Below are 17,773 nucleotides of genomic sequence, written 5' to 3'. Positions count from 1 at the left end.
ACTGTTATTCAGCGTCATCATCGCTTACAAGAGAAAGACCATCGTCAATAAGATCTCTTGCAGTGTTTACAGCACCGATACTATTGCCATACAGATCGTTAAGTGATGTAACGAGCTGCTGAACAGTTTCGCTCAGACTTGTGAATTGTGTCTTAACAGACTCTCTCAGATCAGCAGACTGTGCTCTGATGTTCTTAGCTTCGTTCTTAGCGTCGCTTACTACCTTTGCAGCCTCGGCATTTGCCTTTGATGTTACGTCAGCGGCTTCTGCGTTAGCCTTTGATGTAACAGCCTCTGCCTCTGCGTTAGCCTTAGAAGTTACCTCGGCAGCCTGCTTGTTTGCAGCACTTGTAACAGCTTCAGCCTCCTGCTTAGCGGCAGCTGTCATTGCGGCAGCGCTTGACTTAGCTGTCTGAAGTGTAGTATCAGCCTCTGTCTGAGCATTTGTAACAAGCTTCTGTGCCTGTGCGTTTGCGTCAGCAAGAACCTGATCCTGAAGCTGCTTAGCTTCATCTTCCATCTGCTTAGCTGCCTTCTTAGCTTCCTGAACGACCTTATTAGCTGTGTTCTGAGCTTCCATGAACACGCTTCCAAGATCGAATGCAGGAGTGGCTGTGCCGGCATTAGCCTCAGCAGTTTCGAGCTTCTCTTTAAGATCCTCGATCTCCTGCTTCTGCTTTTCAAGCTCAGCATCCTTTTCAGTTACCTGCTGCTCATAGTCAGCGATACGAACCTTCATTGTATCAGTATTAGCCATAAGCTCGGCTATCTTGTTTTTAGCCTCTTCTACCTTTTTCTCAAGTTCCTTCTTGCCCTCGAAGTCCTGCTTCTGAGCGCCGCCCTGTTTCTCAAGACGTTTGATAGTTTCGTTCTGGTCATTGACCTGAGCCTCAAGAGTATAAATTTTAGAAGTAAGGTCGTCTACATAAGCAAGAACGTCCTGCTTATCAAATCCGCCGACTCTAACCGTTCTTAAATAACCATTACTAGCCATTTCAATCCCTCCACATTAGTGATTATCTCTATTATACAATAAACCACGTTATTTTTCAACTGATTTAAGCCGTTTTCAAAAATTTCATTATTCCATACAAAATAGCAACTGAAATTTATACAAAATGTCTTAAAATCATATTTATCACAGAATAATTATATCAAATTTTCCGTAAGATTTCAAGTGCTTTTGCGAAAAATTTTCAATATCATGATAATTTTCTGAGAATACGAAAATCTCTTTAATTATGTAAACGTTTTCCGATTTTGGTTCAAACAAGGCGGACAGCGTAAACGCCGATCCGCCTTTGAAAGCATTATTACTTGTTCTTGAAGATATTGAAGATATCGTCGTAATAATTCGGATTATCAGCAGCCTTAACGCCAGCCTTGTGCATCGCTTCAGCGTCAGCCTTTGCGTCGTCAGCCTTCTGAGTAAAATTTGCAGTATATGTTGTCGCAGCCTTTGGTGCAGCAGTCTCAGGAACGTCATCTCTGTCAACAAAGTCAGCAGCGATAACAGTAACGTCCATAGCGTCCTTGGTATCAGGATTTGTACCGTTACCGAAGATGATCTCAACGTTATCGTCAGCAGCGTCTGCTATAGCAGCAGTAAGCTCGTCCATATCACTGATAAGGAGATCCTCGCTCATTGTAACGTTTACGATAAGTCTTCTCGCACCCTTGATAGAAGTTTCAAGAAGGTCGGAAGAAATGACCTGATTGATGATATCCTGTACCTTATCCTTGCCCTCGCCGTGACCGATAGCAATATGCGCTCTACCTGCACCCTTAAGAATAGTAGTAACGTCAGCGAAGTCAACGTTGATCTCATCATGTCTTGTAATGATCTCAGCGATAGCAATAACGTCTGTCTTAAGAACTTCATCAGCGATAGCATAAGACTGCTTCATAGTGAGGCGCATCTCGTTTGTGATAAGGTTCTGGTTAGGGATAACGATAAGAGCGTCAACGTGCTTGATAAGAGCCTCGATACCCTTTTCCGCTCTCTCCATCTTCTTAGCGCCCTCAAATTTGAAAGGCTTTGTAACAACTGCGATAGTAAGCTTGTCAAGTGACTGTGCGATCTCAGCAACTACAGGTGCAGCACCAGTACCTGTTCCACCGCCCATACCTGCTGTGATGAATACCATATCAGCGTCCTTGATAGCGTTCTCGATCTCGTCCTTGCTTTCCTGAGCGGAAGCCTCGCCGATCTCAGGCTTTGCACCTGCGCCCAGACCGTGAGTAAGCTTCTCACCTATCTGGATCTGTGTGTGTGCAGCTGACTTATGCAGTGCCTGGATATCAGTATTAACAGCGATATATTCAACATTTCCCTCGATACCGGCCTGTGCGATACAGTTAAGTGCGTTTCCACCGCCGCCACCGACACCGATTACCTTGATCTTTGCGCCTACGACTGGCTCTTCAACATACTCGTAACCCATAATAGAACTCCTCCTAAAAGCGAATTTTCATACTTCTCCGTATTTTTACATATCAATTTATCAAATCAAAAATAAAATGCAAAAAAGCCTATGTGCCGAATATGCACATAAATAGATACAATAATATATTATCATACTTTTGTCAAAAAGTAAAGAACTTAAATGAAACCATTATAAACTTTTTATTAATTATCAATAAAACGACTGATTTTTCAGTTTCATTTGTGTATACTATACAATTAGTTATCCTGACCCTTACCAATCTGTGTTCGTCTGATCGTCCACATAGCCGTTGTCAGCATATCCATTGTCGGTATAGCCCTGATCGCCGCCATTATCATATTCCCAGTCGGTGTTTCCGTTCTCGTTTGTCCACTGATCTGTGCCTGCATTGTCAGCATCATCATTGCCGTCCCATGCGTTGGTATCGTCGCTGTAGCCTTGGCTATCGTCCCCTGACCATGAGTTATCACTGTCCCATGTGTTGCCGTCATCAATATTAGTATCAGCCGATACCGCACTGCTGCTGTCATCTGGCTTTGCAGAGCTTGTGTCGTCAGGTTTTGACGACTCGTCCTGCGATTTCGGAATAGCCGAAATGCCGCTGTCAGCACCATTGTAAATAAGCGTACCCTCGTAATCGTCAGTAATGCTCTTGTCAATTACCGCCTTAAGATATGTAAGCTTGTATTCCATATCCACCGAGCTTCCAAGCTTTATTTCAAGCCTGCCGTCATACATAAGCTTAATATCCGAACGGGTGGTCAGGTCAATAGAGTCTATATTTTTAAATTTCAGGTCATGAAGTTCATTCAGAAGCTCTTTAAGGATATCCGCCTTAAATGAATCCTCAGAAGCAAGCTTGTCGCCCTGACTAAGACTTTTAAGCTCAAAGCCCTTTACAACAGGTATATCCCCTGTCGGAGCAGGATTTTTCGTTTCAAGTATCTTTCCCGAAGCAGACAGCACATAGTATGAATTTTTATACTCGATATCAGCCGCCTTTTCGGCCTCTGTGCAGGTTATAACAAGTGTTGACGGAAATTTCTTTGTGACCTTGACATCATCAAGATACACAAGAGTATCTTTCAAACGCTTTTCAACTATATCCGTATTCGTCCTCACAAGGTTCTGTCCCGTTGAAACGCCGCCCACGCCAAGGATCTGATCCTGCTCGTAAAGGGTAACGCCCTCTATTTTTATCTCCGACACATTAAAAAACAAAAACATACTCAGCACCAGCAGCAGCGCCGCAGCCGCAAAAAAGCTGGCAACATACACATTGCGCATATTCACTGTCTGCCGACGTGCCGCAGGCCGCTGTGAGTTCATTCTGTTTTCCTTGTAAGTTCCGTTCATTTTTCTCTTTCCTAACTGCTAGTAATTTACACGTTTTATGTTTCCGCCCAGAAGCGTAAAAGCATTTTCAATGCAGTCATAGCCCCTGTCCATAAGCTTTATATTAGTGAGAGATGTTTCTCCCTCTGCCGAAAGCGCCGCCACAGCTAACGCCGCACCGCCTCTAAGGTCAGGCGCACGGACTTTTGCTCCGTAAAGCTCCTTCACGCCCTCGATAACAGCCACTTTTCCCTCTGTCTTTATATCCGCACCCATTCTCACAAGCTCGTCAACATGGCGGTAGCGGTTTTCAAAAATATTTTCCACCACCACACTGGTGCCTTTTGCCTTAGCAAGTGCCGCCGTGACTATCGCCTGAGCGTCCGTAGGGAATCCCGGGTAAGGCATAGTCCTCACCGTCCGCACAGCTTTTAGCTGTTTAGGTGCTTTTATAAATATCCTGTCCTCATATAGAAATACCTGACAGCCCATTTGCTCAAATATAGGTATGACCGCACGGATATCCCCTGCCCTTGCCCCAAGCAGACCTATCTCACCGCCTGTTGCCGCCGCCGCACTCATAAAAGTCGCCGCAACTATCCTGTCGGGCATGACAGAGTATTCACAGCCGTGTAGCTTTTCCACACCGCTTATTGTTATCGTTCCGCCCCCTGCGCCACTTATCCTTGCACCGCAGCAGTTCAGAAACTCCGCAAGATCGCATATCTCAGGCTCTCTTGCCGCATTGTATATCACCGTGTCGCCCTTTGCCAGAACAGCCGCAAGCATGATGTTCTCAGTTGCTCCCACAGAGGGGAACGAAAGGTCTACCCTAGCCCCTCTAAGCCCTCTCGGGCAGGTGCAGCTAAGCACGCCATACTCCTCGTTTATCCTGACGCCCATTTTTCTAAGTGCGCACAGGTGCATATCTATAGGTCTCGGACCAAGCTCACACCCTCCCGGGAATGACAGCCTGCATTCACCTGTTCTTCCAAGAACAGCTCCCAGAAAAACGATAGACGAACGCATCTCTCTCATAAGCTCATCTGGCACAAAGGTCTTTACAGCGCCCCTTGCGTCCACAGTAACACAGCCGTCCTCACGGCTGCACCTTGCCCCAAGCACCGACAGAATGCGACAAGCCGCAAATACGTCCGAAAGTGCAGGACAGTTATGTAGCCTGATCTCTCCGTTTATAAGAACACACCCTGCCAGCAGCGGCAGAGCTGCGTTTTTTGCTCCCTGAACGGTTATCTCTCCGTTCAGCCTGCTTCCTCCCTGAATGATAAGCCGTTGCATAAGCGTCGCTCCTTTTAAGGTTTTGACTTATCTTATGCAGGACCGCCCATATAGGTTAAAGCTATTTGTTGATATATATCTCTGTAGCGTTTGAAACAGGCATAAAAGCAGGCAAACAAGGCAGATAGGAGTCCTTGCCTATCTTCTTTTTCATATCCTTAGTTGAAAGTATCATGCCAGTAACGCAATCGTCAAACGTACTATCGTCCATATCAGTGATATTCACAAGTATCCTTACAGTGACCTCCTTACTGGAAAACGGAGGAACAGTGTCGCCTATGACCTCACCGTCGCTGTTTGTTGTAACGCTGGTCGCATAGCATACCGCGTTGTCATATTCAGAAGAAACATGGCTGATCTCATACTGCGGTATCTTTATCTCAAAAGGAGACGGGTTTTTAATATTAAACACTATATCTGCAAAACGGTAGCTTGAACTCAACTCAGAACCAAAAGCTTCTTCGTTGTATACAGAATAATTTGACAGCGCATATGTTTTAAAATCCGTCATACCCATTGTTTTGAACACGTTGTCGTCATATCTAACCACGCTCTTGTCTGCGTCGTTGAAAAACAGCGGAGGGAAGAAGAACACCATAAGCACAAGCACGATAATAACAGCCACAACTGTCTTTATTATCTTGCTACGCTTTACATATGAATCTCCCACCTTTACTCCCTTGCTAAGACCTTTCACCGCCTGCGCAGGCATAGCCGCAGCGTCCTCAAGGAAATCGTCCTCATCGTCCTCTTCCTTGTGCTTGGTAGGGTCATCGTAAGTCTTTGTGGCACGGTCGAACTCCCCTGCCTTGTTGAACTTTTCTCCGTCAAAAATCTCGTCGGCGGTGCGGTTCACTCCGCTGCCCTTGAACTTTTTATCTGACAGCTTTTTTATCTTGTCAACATCAGGCACTTCAATGCTATCCATTGAAGCCCTCTTGTTATACTGTCTGTAATTCTTATCCATTATTTTATCCCCTTAAATTTTACGTTCCTTATCCCTTAATAAGTGGCTCTAAAGCCTTGAATATCCTGTCCTCAGTATCGGCAACATGAAGCTTTGCAGCGTTTTCCGAGCACTGTCTGAGCTTCTCAGGGTCTTCTATAAGCCCCTTTACAGTATCAATGAAAAGCTTTTCCGTCAAGTCTTTTTCTTCGATAACAAAGCCTGCTCCTGCGTTTTGCAATACCATGCCGTTGTAATACTGATGATTTTCAGCCACCATAGGCGACGGGATAAGCACAGAGGCTCTGCCCATTGCTTCAAGCTCCGCCAGCGAAGCTGCTCCGCACCTTGATATAACAAGGTCAGCCGCAGCCATTGCCACAGGCATATTGATATAATCCTTTATGATACGTCTGCTGTTGTTGATATCTATACCCATAGCCTCCAGCTTTTCAGGATAGTCCTTATATCCCTGATAAGTGCCGTAGGAATGTATATGACACACCTTAACATCATTGTCCTGATACCATTTCAAAAGCTTTGCGATATTCTCATTAAGCACTCTCGCACCCAGACTTCCGCCTGTTGAAAGCACACATATTTCATTTTCATCAAAGCCAAGCTGTTTTTTAGCCTCCGACTTTGACATGGTGTTGAAAGCTCCCCTTACAGGCAGACCTGTCACCACCGTCTTAGCATTTTCGGGCATATACTTTTCTGCCTCTTTTACAGTGAGCATAACAACGTCCGCAGACTTTGCAAGTATCTTGTTTGTCACGCCCGGAAAAGCGTTTTGCTCGTGAATAGCCGTCTTTATGCCCATTTTAGCGGCTTTTCTAACTATAGGTCCTGAAACATATCCTCCGGTTCCTATAACAAGATCAGGCTTTGCTTCCTTTATTATCTTCTTTGCAGTGCTTCCTGACTTTACAAGACACCCTGCCGCATGGATATTTCTTTTGAGATTTACCCAGTTAGGCTTTCTCTGAAAGCCCTCTATCTTTATAGGATAGAACTTATATCCTGCCGCAGGCACGAGCCTAGCCTCAAGCTTTTCAGGATTTCCCGCAAAGCTTATCTCAGCGTCAGGATAATGTTTTTTTATGATCTCCGCAATGGCAAGAGCAGGATTTACATGACCTGCCGTACCTCCGCCTGCAAGTAAAACTCTGAGCATAGAACTAATACCTCTTTACTTTTTTTTGATGCACTGACGTGAAACGTTGAGCATGATACCCATTTCTGCAAGCTGTATCATCAGTGCAGTACCACCGTAGCTGAAAAACGGCAGTGAAATACCCGTGTTAGGGAAAGCGTTGCAGGCTACCATAATGTTGAAAAGTGCCTGCGAGCCTATCTGTATTGTTATACCAGCCGCAAGAAGCATACCAAAACGATCCTTGCTTCTTGAAGCGATCATGAAGCCCTCGATTATAAAAAGCACAAACAGCAGTACCACTACCATTGCACCCACGAAGCCAAGCTCCTCGCAGATAATAGCGAAAACGAAGTCGTTTTGCGACTCAGGCAGATAGTATTTTTGCCTTGACTCTCCAAATCCAAGACCGAACCAGCCGCCAGATCCTATAGACAATAGAGATTCATAGGTCTGGAAGGTCTTTCCGCTAGGGTCGGATTCAGGATTCTTCCAGCTCTGTATACGATCTGAAATATAAGAAAAGCCTGAGCCTGACGCCATTTTATATATCAGCAGCAGCACCCCGAAAACAGCACACACACCGATAAATTTCCAGAAAGTCTTTTTTGGCATACCGCTTATGAACATCATAGACACGCCCATGATACCCACCAGCATAACAGCCGACATATGCCTCTGAAAAATAAGCACCAGCGCCACCGCGCCCATTATCACAGTAAACGGTATAATACAGAATTTCCAATCCTTGAACTTAGGATAGTTCACCGACATTATGTATGCGAAAATAATAATGAACGTTACCTTCAGAAGCTCCGACGGCTGAAAGCTGATCGGACCTATTTGTATCCAACGCTTTGCACCGGCAACGTCTATTCCGAAAAGAGCTGTATAAAACGTAAGAAGATAGGTGGCGATAAATGCAATATATGCTATCTTAGTGTTCTGAAAGAAGTGATAATCAAGATAGCTCGTGGCAAACATCAGAAGAAGACCAAGTCCGGCAGACTTGAGCTGGCTCACCAAATAATAATATCCATCGTTATATTCACTCAGACCCCACGCATAGCTTGCAGAAAACATCATCAGAAGTCCAAATACAAGCAATACCATTACAAGAATGAAAAACGGCTTGTCTATCTCCGCAAGTATAAATCTGAATCTATGTTTTCTTTTTGCCTGTGCCACAGGTTGTTTAAGAGGAACGTGACTATTATACACTATGCTTCCGTCACGTTCACGTCTAGGACCTCTTATAGCCAAACAAACAACCTCCCAACAAAATCTCTATATGAAAAACTTTCCCGAATATATCAAAAACGCTATCGCCGCCGCAGCCCCTGCCACAGATATCACAGCGAATATCCCTATCACAGCGTGATCCCCGTGACCCTTTTTCTGCAAATGCTCATGAAGCGTGTAACCTCTCATAAGCAGCTTTTTTCTTATCTTAAAAACCACATACTGCAAAAGCGCACATATCCCGTCAACGACCACCGCCGCCCCTGCCAGCAGGAAAACGAAATACTCTCCCGAAAGCAGCACCGCCATAGTCATAAGGCCCCCAAGTGCCAGCGCACCCGACTCGCCCAAATAAAGCTTCGCAGGACTGCACCCCCAAAAGAGAAAGCCTCCTGCCGCACCCATTGTGCAAACAGCAAAAAGCTGAGCGGCGTCAGAGCCTGCCCCTGCCGCAAGACCGCTTGAAATGCCTACCGAAAATATCAAAGCTGTTACAGCGCACAGCCCGTCAGCACCCGTGTCGGTCTTACCGCCTGCGCAGTCGTGTATCTTCACCATGTTTATCCCCACTGTCATAAACAGCGGAAAAAGCGGATAAAAAAGCCTGCCGAACTGCACATAGCCCAAGTGAAAAGGCATAAGCACAGCCGTCTGCACTCCTCCGCAGTATCCAAGCCCCACGCATACTCCAAGACATATAAGATACTCCATACATATCTTGTAAAAAGGCTTCATGCCTATGCCAAGCTTTTTCTCCTTAACATAGTCCTCCGAAAGCCCAATAGCCGTGAGCATCAAAACTCCGCCCAAAACAATAAACACACGCCTTGAAAACTCTCCGTTCTCAAAACTCAGCACCGCCTGCGAGTCATAAAATATAACTCCCGTAACAATGCCGAATATAACGCAGAGCATTATGACAACTCCGCCGAATTTCGGCTCAGAGCCGTCCTTTGCGAACCTGTCGCCTATATAAAAATCGAATTTACCTGTTTTTATCCTGCGGAAATATGGTATGAAAACTCTGCCGAGAACATATCCCAGCACCATTTCACACCCCAGTATCACCGCCTGCACGCTCCAACTCATTTTGTCAGTGCATTGAACACTTCTTCAAGCTTCATTCCTCTGCTTCCCTTGAAAAGCACAGCGTCGCCCTTTGCAACTACCTCTTTCAAAGCCGCCGCAAGGTCATCTCTGCTTTCAAAGTGCCTGCAACTTTCCTTTGCAAAGCCCTTTTTCTCAGCACCCTCTATATAGCACTTTGAGTCCTCGCCAAAGCAGTAAAGCAGATCAGCCTTTGAAGCCGCAACATACTCTCCCACGTTTCTGTGATAGGTCTTTGAGTTCTTGCCAAGCTCCAGCATATCTCCAAGCACGCAAATGCGCTTGCCCTCCGCCTGTGCCTGCGAAAGCACCGAAAGGCTCGCTTTCATTGAGTCAGGCGCAGCATTGTAGCAGTCAACTATATATGTAACTCCGTCAATGACGGTAACATTCTGTCTTAAACCCTCCGGTTTGAACTGAGCAATGCCCTTTACAATATCCTCAGGAGGAATATCCAGTGCAAGGCCCACACAGAACGCCGCAAGAGCGTTCTTTACATTATGCTCGCCCAAGCAGTTTATCTGGGCGGCTATCTTTCCGCCCTCATAGTTTATAGTAAATGTTATGCTGTTGTCAACAGTCTTAACACCGCTTGCATAAACATCGCAGTCCTTCTTTGATACAGAATAGTAATAAACCTTTCTGTCAGAATGTAACTGCACCCCTGCAAGCAATTTATCATCACGGCAAAGTATCAGCGGAGCGTCATAAGCCGCACCGTCAAGTATCTCAAGCTTCGCCTTGAGAATGTTTTCCTGCGTGCCGAGATTTTCAATATGTGAAATGCCGATGTTTGTTATAACAGCCACGTCAGGCTGACATGACATTGACATTCTCGATATCTCGCCCTGATGTGACATACCCATTTCGATAACAGCCGCCTCATAACTGCTGTCAAGACCGAAAAGCGTCTGTGGCATACCTATCTCATTGTTGTGGTTGCCCTGAGTTTTCAGCGTCTTGTATTTCTGCGCCACAACAAGGGCTATCATATCCTTAGTGGTGGTCTTTCCCACGCTTCCTGTTACGCCAACTACCTTAACATCGAATTTAGACCTGTAGTATCCCGCAATGTCGAGCAATGCCCTTGCAGTGGAGTCAACTATCATACATCTTGCACCCTCCACAGGTCTTTCCGTGACAACAGCCTCCGCACCAAGCTCCATAGCCTTTGCGGCAAAGTTGTGTCCGTCAAAATTCTCACCCTTTAGTGCAATAAAAAGCGAGCCTGGCTTTATTGTTCTCGTATCGGTGGAGATATCGGAAATTTCAACGTCAGCAGGATAGCCGTAGCTTCCGTGAACCGCCGATATTATCTCCTGTAAGCTTAATTTTTCCATTTTAATTCTTATCCGCCAATTTCTCGGCAGTGTCTCCTTTCCCTTATCTTATAAATATATCTTTATCGCAAAACCGCCCACAGCCACTTTGCATATCACGAGCGAACACTGTTCACCCCTACATTTTTCTCTTATCTGCCCTCAGCTTCAAGCTCTTTAAGAGCGTCCGCAACGACTTCTCTCTCGTCAAAATGTATCTTCACACCACCTGCAAGTATCTGATAATCCTCATGACCCTTGCCGGCAAGCACGATGATATCGTCCTTTTCCGCATGATGTATAGCCCAGTGGATAGCCTCACGCCTGTCAACGATAGTTATGTAAGGGGTCGTCTTGCCCTCCAGACCTACCAGAACATCGTTTATGATATCCTGCGGATCTTCATTCCTCGGGTTGTCGGAAGTGACGATAAGAAAATCAGCATTGTCCGCCGCAGCCGCAGCCATAAGGCTTCTCTTTGAAGCGTCTCTGTTTCCGCCACAGCCGAAAAGGCATTTTACCTTTCCGCTTGCACTGTTCTTTATAGCCGAAAGCACGTTCACAAGTGCGTCAGGAGTGTGAGCATAGTCGCATATAACAGTGAAATCTCTGCCCGTCGGAACTATCTCCGCTCTTCCTCTTACGCCCTGCATAGTGCCCAAAGCTCTGATAGTCTTGTCAACGTCAAATCCAAGGGTCTCACAGCAGGCTATAACAGCCAGTGAGTTTGAAACGTTGAAAAGTCCGGGCATATTGAATGAAACATTGTGCTTTATCTTTCCGTCAGTGAAAACATACTTCACACCGCTTGCTGAAAGCAGGATATCCTCTGCTCTGAAATCAGCCTTTGTACAGCATGAATAAGTTTTCGCAGGACAGCTTATCTCTTTGAGATACCTTCTGCCGTATTCATCGTCTATGTTGATGATAGCGTTGTCAGATATAGTGAAAAGTATCTTCTTAGCCTGATAGTAATTTTCCATCGTGCCGTGAACGTCAAGATGATCCTGCGTCAGATTAGTGAAAACGCCTACCTTATAATGACAGCCTGAAAGTCTTTTCTGCTCCAATCCCTGCGAGGAAGCTTCCATAACAACATAGTCGCACTTCTCATCAGCCATTTTTCTGAAAAGCTCATAAAGGTCATAAGGCTCAGGAGTCGTTCTTGCAGTAGGATAAACGTCGTCGCCTATCTCGTTCTGACAAGTGCCGATAAGACCGACCTTACAGCCGAATGAAGAAAGCACCTTCTTTATAACAGTTGTGATAGTCGTCTTTCCGTTAGTGCCTGTTACACCGATAAGAGTAAGCTCCTTTTCAGGGTGACCGAAAAATGCCGCACACAGCAGAGGGAAAGCCTCTCTTGTATTCTCCACGATTATCTGACAGTCAAGCCCCAGATCTCTTTCGCAGACTACAACCGCACAGCCTTTTTCTATCATGTCCTTAGCAGCGTCATGTCCGTCAAAGGTCTTTCCTTTTATGCACACGAACATCGAGCCTGCCTTGACAGCCTTTCTTGTGTCGCTCGTAACGTCGCTTATCTCCATATCAGGCAGAGAAGTTTTCGCAACGTCCTTTATGATATCATATAGTTTCATAATTATCATTCCTTATCATGGTTTCTTACTGTGAGCCTACCGAGGTCACTGCAAATGTTACCGACACAGCCGTTCCCATTGGAACGCTCTGTCCTGCTCCCACGCTCTGATCGGACTGTGCAACTGCACCCTCCTCCTCATAGCCTGAGCCTTCTGCCGTCAAGTTAAGACCATACATATCAAGCGTAGCCCTTGCCTGCTCCTTTGTAAGTCCTTTAAGTTCAGGCACCGTAACAGTTTCTTCCTTGGCGTTTGCTTCTGTGTAAAGCACGACCGATCCGCCATGCTCTATCTTTGCGGCAACAGGCGTCTGCTTAACAACAGTGTCGCCCTCGCCCTTGACCTTGACCTCAAGTCCAAGATCTTCAAGTGTCTTTTTGGCTTCCTCAACAGTATAATACTGAACGCTAGGTACTGATACCTGCAAGTCTGCAAGCTCGCTTTCGTCATACTCAGGGAAGATCCCCACATAAGGCAGAACGTCTGAAAGCACGTTCACGCATATAGGTGCTGCCACCTGGCTTCCGTAGAATTTCTCGCCCGTCGGGTGGTCTACCATTACGAGCATTACTATCTCCGGATCGTCGGCAGGAGCGAATGCACAGTATGAAGAAACATACGTCTGACCGGTTGAGTCCTCGTCCATTTTCTGTGAAGTACCCGACTTACCGCCTATCCTGTATCCCTTTATATAGCAGTTAGAGCCAGGCTGACCTTCAACAACGCCCTCGAGTATCTCTCTCATAGATGCTGAGGTGTCCTCAGAAATGACCTGACGTCTTACAACAGTGTCCATTTTCTTTACAATGTTGCCGTTCTCGTCAGTTATACTGTTCACTACCTGTGGTGTAACAAGATAACCGCCGTTTATAGCCGCCGAGTAAGCTGTTATCATCTGTATCGGCGTTACCTTATTTGTCTGACCGAATGAAGATGAAGCAAGCTGAACAGGGCCCATGTTGCTAAGCGGCATACTGATAGAATTTGATTCCGCAGGCAGGTCGATACCTGTCAGCTCGTTGAAACCGAACGCATTGTAATACTGACAGAACTTTTCAGAGCCAAGCTTCATGCCTATCTGAATGAATACAGGGTTACATGAGTTTAGCATTGCCTGGGCAAAATCCTGCGAACCGTGGTCGGTAGTTGACCAGCAGTGGAAAGTCGTGTCCTCCACCTGTATCTGAGTGCCGCAGCCAAAAGTATCATTAAGAGTGATAGCCTTTTCTTCCAAAGCCGAAGCACCTGTTATGACCTTGAATACAGAACCCGGATTGTATGTTTCTGAAACCGCCTTGTTCTTCCACTGAAGGGACCATGCGTCAAGCTGTTTCTGCTTGTAATCGTTTGAATCTTCATCAAGCCCCGCAAGCTCCGCCGCCGTTTTTTCATCGGAGATAGCCGCAGGCTCGTTAGGGTCATAAGGATCAGAAGTCGCCATTGCGTATATCTGACCTGTCTTAGGATTCATTATGATACCGCAGGCTCTGTCAGTAGGCTGATTTTCCTCAACAGCCTTTGCAAGCTCTTTTTCAAGGATATACTGAATGTTGGCGTCGATATTCAGATTAAGATCGTCGCCGTCCTGAGCGTCATAGCTCTGCTTGTATCTGTATGGTATCTCAGTTCCGTCGCTTGCCTTTGCAGTGATTATCCTGCCGTCAATGCCGCTGAGATAATCGTCATAGTAAGCTTCAAGACCATATATGCCGTTGCCCTCATAGTCCGTGTGACCAAGAACAACAGAAGCAAGAGTATTCTGTGGATAAAGTCGCCTTGTGGTAGGGTCGCACCTTACGCCGTCAATGCCAAGCTCCGTGAGCTTATCCTCGATAGCCGTGGAAACGGTCTTTTCCACCTCTTTTTTCAGCACGATGTACTGAGTATCCGTCTTAGTTAGTTTTTCTCTCACAGTGTTAGTGTCTATCTCAAGATTGAGTGCTAAAAACTCCACAAGCTCGTCAAGACATTCGTCCCCTGATTTCGTTGCGTCAAGTCTTTGCTGATATGTAGCCTTCTTGGACGCGTCGTCCTCTTTGGCTATATATCCTTTAAGCTCCTCTATCTTCTTGTCGTTGTCATCAAGCTTTTCTTTGAGCATAAGAGGGTCTGCATAAACAGTATAGACCGTTGCGCTCTGAGAAAGCACCGTTCCGTTTGAATCATAAATAGTGCCTCTTGACGCTGAAACAGCCGTGCTTTTAAGCTGCTGAGCGTTTGCAAGGGACTGCCACCTCTTGCCGTCCTTTATAGACACCGAAAAGATGGTCGCAACCGTATATATAAGTATCGCCGCCACAGGCAGGCTCAGCCAAATATTCAGACGTTGTTTCATTCTGGCACTTGGTCTGTCGGTCATAAATATCTCCTCTCAGGACATCACCGCACATACAAAATCTTCAATAATTTAGCACAATACGGCAAATATCGTATTTTCACACATACAAATTAATAGAACAAGAAAGCTAAGCACAAATATCTTGTCCCTAACTTTCCCCATAATTATTTTATTCACTAAGCCCCGATATATTCCAGAACAGAGCTGAACCAGTGTTTTATCTTAACGAACACATTGTCGTCCTCGGCCTTTACCACCTTTGCCACCGAGTCTGACTCCACAGTAACATACTCTATCTGAGATTTATCCAGCTTTTTAAGTCCCAGCTCATTCTCAGCATACTCCTCGACCTTTGACATATTGGTCTTCTGAGCAAGCTCTGACTGTAAACTTACATTCTCTCCCTGAAGCTGAGCAAGCTGTTCCTCCTGTCTGGTCTGCTCCGAACATAGGCTTGATATTTCGACTCTGCCGTATATCATCGTTCCAAGAACAACAGCCACCAGCAGACAAATACCTATCACAGCTACTACCGATACGGTTTTCTGCTTTAGTGCAGGGTTTTTCTTATATTTTATGGCTCTCTGAGCCTCCGCCTCCTGAGCGTTGTCATAGGCACTGTAATCAAATGCCAAGTTATGTACCTTTGCCATTGCGGTAAAACACCTCTCACGATCCACGGGCAAGCCCGTTATTTACACATTCCCAATTTCACACAAATTTCACTCAGTCCTTGATCTTCTCGATCGCCCTGAGCTTAGCACTGCGGCTTCTGTTATTCTCCGCAAGCTCCTTTTCATCAGCCTCTATAGGTTTTCTGTTCACAAGCTTTCCCCTAGGCGTTCTTCCACATATGCACTGGGGAAAATCAGGCGGACATATACAGCCCTTGCAGAAGCTCTGAAATCTCTGCTTTACCAATCTGTCCTCCAGCGAATGGAAAGTGATTATGCAAAGCCTGCCGCCCACGTTAAGACAATCGAATGCCTTGTCAAGAGCGATATTCAAATGTTCAAGCTCCTTATTTACCTCTATCCTGATAGCCTGAAAAGTCTTTTTGCAAGGGTTTTTCTCACGCCTTGCCTTCTGCGGAACTGCGCTTTTTATTATCTCGGCAAGCTCCATAGTTGTCTCTATCGGTTTTTGTTCTCTGTATTTTACTATCTTAGAAGCAATGCTTCTTGAAAACTTTTCTTCACCGTACTCGAAAATTATCCTCGCAAGGCTCTGATAATCATATCCGTTCACAACGTCCTTGGCGGAAAGCCCCTCCCCTGACATTCTCATGTCAAGAGGCGCGTCATTGTGATAGGAAAAACCTCTCTCCGCATTGTCAAGCTGATAAGAAGAAACACCCAGATCCATAAGAATGCCGTCAGCACCGCTTATGCCGAGCCTTTCAAATATCTCGTCTATCTCAGAGTAATTCCCTCTCACAACAGTCGCAGGATAGCCTGCCAACCGTTCAGTCGCAGTTTTCACCGCCTCGGGATCTCTGTCTATAGCCACAAGCCTGCCGCCCTTTTCGCCGTCAAGCCTTTTAGCGATCTCTCTCGAATGTCCTGCTCCTCCGGCAGTGCCGTCGCAGTAAATGCCGTCAGGCCGAATGTTCAGACCCTCCAAGCACTCATCAAGCAGTACGGGAATGTGGTTAAATTCCATTAAAAATCAAGCCCCTCCAGAGCTTCCATAAGCTCGTTATCATCAATGCTGCTGTTGAAATCGTCCCAGCGCTTTTTATCCCATATCTCACATCTGTCAGATACTCCGGCCACAACGATCTCCTTTTCAAGCCCTGCCACCTCTCTCAGTGACTGCGGAACAAGTATCCTGCCCTGCTTGTCAGGCTCGACCTCGCATGCCCACGCCATAAAGCTTCGCTGTAAAGCTCTCGCCTTAGCCATAGGCAGACTTCTGATCTTTTCGGCTCTTTTCTCGAAATCCTCAAGAGAATAAACGAACAGACAGCCGTCTATACCTTTAGTTACAATGAACCGCTCGCCGATAAGCTCTCTGAGCTTAGTAGGAAAAGTCATTCTTCCCTTAGCGTCCATAGTCTGATTGTAAGTTCCTTTAAGCAAGCACGCCAGCAAGCCGTTCACCTCCCTTGACCGAGTTAAGCAATGAAATGCCACATTTGAAGCACTCATCACCACTTTTTTGCACTTTTAACCACCGTACAATAATTATACACTATATTATAGAAAATTGCAACAGTAATATTTCCCAAAGTGAATTTTTGCAAGGGATTTTTCTTGGACACTTGGTCAATTTAAGAGAGATTTTAGGGGGATTTTGTAACTTTCACCTTTTAATTTGTCACCGTCTTGTAATTTGTAAACTTTTAATTAATTTTACGTCATACAATATCTTGTGGCACTTTAAACATTTGCACCTGTATAAAGATAGCAGATATTTCCGCAAAACTCCCATACATTCACATCGTATTGACCTTATAAAGTTATTGTAACACAACATATAGTATACGTCAATAGGTTTTGCGAAAAAAAGCACAATTATTTCTTACGCTGTGACAGAAAAAGCAAGAAGGGTGATGAACGGTAGAATATAGTGTCGCAAAAAGGTTAAAATTCGGTAACAAGGAAATTTGTTTTCTAATTTAATTATTACACTATCCGATTTTGTAAATTTTCATTGCTTAGATAAAGAAAATAAAGTTTGAAGAGGAATGGAGCATGAGAGAGGGTTTTTAACGTTAAAACAGCCAAAAATAATAGTAAAATTGCACAAAACCGCAAAATAAAGTGGCAAAAAAGGCAACAACAAACCACGAGATACAATATGCAGTGGAAAGCGACGTTCAAATGAGGAATGAGCATAGCTAACCAAAGTCGTGCCCCCAGCACCGAGCGTAGCGAGAGATAAAGCGCAGGCTCAAGCCCGGCGCTAGAGGGCTTGTGGGGTCTAGGGGCAAAGCCCCTAGCGGAGTTTGAGGCAGAGCCTCATTCGGCGACAGCCGACC

At 45.5% G+C, this 17,773-nt stretch carries 14 protein-coding genes; all 14 read right to left on the bottom strand.

The window, feature by feature from the left end; all coding sequences use genetic code 11:
* Positions 1–4: 4 nt before the first annotated feature.
* Positions 5–994 carry a hypothetical protein gene (locus RBI_RS01555; protein ID WP_038670547.1) on the bottom strand — a complete coding sequence of 330 codons (990 nt, stop codon included), beginning with the start codon at positions 992–994 and terminating at the stop codon, positions 5–7.
* A 319-nt stretch (positions 995–1,313) separates the two neighbouring features.
* Positions 1,314–2,444 carry a cell division protein FtsZ gene (ftsZ, locus tag RBI_RS01550; protein WP_038670545.1) on the bottom strand — a complete coding sequence of 377 codons (1,131 nt, stop codon included), beginning with the start codon at positions 2,442–2,444 and terminating at the stop codon, positions 1,314–1,316.
* A gap of 255 nt (positions 2,445–2,699) precedes the next feature.
* Positions 2,700–3,803 (bottom strand): cell division protein FtsQ/DivIB, encoded by a 1,104-nt coding sequence (locus tag RBI_RS01545; RefSeq protein ID WP_038670543.1) that lies wholly within the window; start codon positions 3,801–3,803, stop codon positions 2,700–2,702.
* Positions 3,804–3,821: 18 nt separating this feature from the next.
* A complete protein-coding gene (gene murA / locus RBI_RS01540; protein ID WP_038670541.1) occupies positions 3,822–5,081 on the bottom strand; it encodes a UDP-N-acetylglucosamine 1-carboxyvinyltransferase in 1,260 nt (419 codons plus the stop codon).
* A gap of 61 nt (positions 5,082–5,142) precedes the next feature.
* On the bottom strand, positions 5,143–6,048 hold the full coding sequence (locus RBI_RS01535; protein WP_038670538.1) for a hypothetical protein: 906 nt from the start codon (positions 6,046–6,048) through the stop codon (positions 5,143–5,145).
* A gap of 28 nt (positions 6,049–6,076) precedes the next feature.
* Positions 6,077–7,204, bottom strand: a complete 1,128-nt coding sequence (gene murG / locus RBI_RS01530; RefSeq protein WP_038670536.1) for an undecaprenyldiphospho-muramoylpentapeptide beta-N-acetylglucosaminyltransferase — start codon at positions 7,202–7,204, stop codon at positions 6,077–6,079.
* Between the two features lie 15 nt (positions 7,205–7,219).
* Positions 7,220–8,446, bottom strand: coding sequence for an FtsW/RodA/SpoVE family cell cycle protein (locus RBI_RS01525; RefSeq protein WP_038670534.1), 1,227 nt, complete (start codon positions 8,444–8,446; stop codon positions 7,220–7,222).
* Between the two features lie 24 nt (positions 8,447–8,470).
* Positions 8,471–9,514 (bottom strand): hypothetical protein, encoded by a 1,044-nt coding sequence (locus RBI_RS01520; protein WP_081855904.1) that lies wholly within the window; start codon positions 9,512–9,514, stop codon positions 8,471–8,473.
* Positions 9,511–10,872 (bottom strand): UDP-N-acetylmuramoyl-tripeptide--D-alanyl-D-alanine ligase, encoded by a 1,362-nt coding sequence (locus RBI_RS01515; RefSeq protein ID WP_038670530.1) that lies wholly within the window; start codon positions 10,870–10,872, stop codon positions 9,511–9,513. The genes RBI_RS01520 and RBI_RS01515 overlap by 4 nt, the downstream gene beginning before the upstream one ends.
* A 131-nt stretch (positions 10,873–11,003) precedes the next feature.
* Positions 11,004–12,452: a UDP-N-acetylmuramoyl-L-alanyl-D-glutamate--2,6-diaminopimelate ligase gene (locus RBI_RS01510; RefSeq protein ID WP_038670527.1), complete on the bottom strand. Its 1,449-nt coding sequence runs from the start codon at positions 12,450–12,452 to the stop codon at positions 11,004–11,006.
* Positions 12,453–12,477: 25 nt separating this feature from the next.
* Positions 12,478–14,811 (bottom strand): penicillin-binding transpeptidase domain-containing protein, encoded by a 2,334-nt coding sequence (locus tag RBI_RS01505; protein ID WP_038670525.1) that lies wholly within the window; start codon positions 14,809–14,811, stop codon positions 12,478–12,480.
* A gap of 155 nt (positions 14,812–14,966) precedes the next feature.
* A complete protein-coding gene (locus RBI_RS01500; RefSeq protein ID WP_038670523.1) occupies positions 14,967–15,443 on the bottom strand; it encodes a septum formation initiator family protein in 477 nt (158 codons plus the stop codon).
* Positions 15,444–15,516: 73 nt separating this feature from the next.
* Positions 15,517–16,452 (bottom strand): 16S rRNA (cytosine(1402)-N(4))-methyltransferase RsmH, encoded by a 936-nt coding sequence (rsmH, locus tag RBI_RS01495; RefSeq protein WP_038670521.1) that lies wholly within the window; start codon positions 16,450–16,452, stop codon positions 15,517–15,519.
* A complete protein-coding gene (mraZ, locus tag RBI_RS01490) occupies positions 16,452–16,880 on the bottom strand; it encodes a division/cell wall cluster transcriptional repressor MraZ (RefSeq protein ID WP_038672904.1) in 429 nt (142 codons plus the stop codon). Before mraZ ends, rsmH begins: the two co-directional genes overlap by 1 nt.
* Positions 16,881–17,773 lie beyond the last annotated feature (893 nt).

It is taken from the genome of Ruminococcus bicirculans (ex Wegman et al. 2014) (assembly GCF_000723465.1).
In the GTDB taxonomy this organism is placed as follows: Bacteria; Bacillota; Clostridia; order Oscillospirales; family Ruminococcaceae; genus Hominimerdicola; species Hominimerdicola aceti.
Note: the sequence above shows the minus strand (reverse complement) of the source record. Positions and strands in the feature narration are given on the sequence as shown.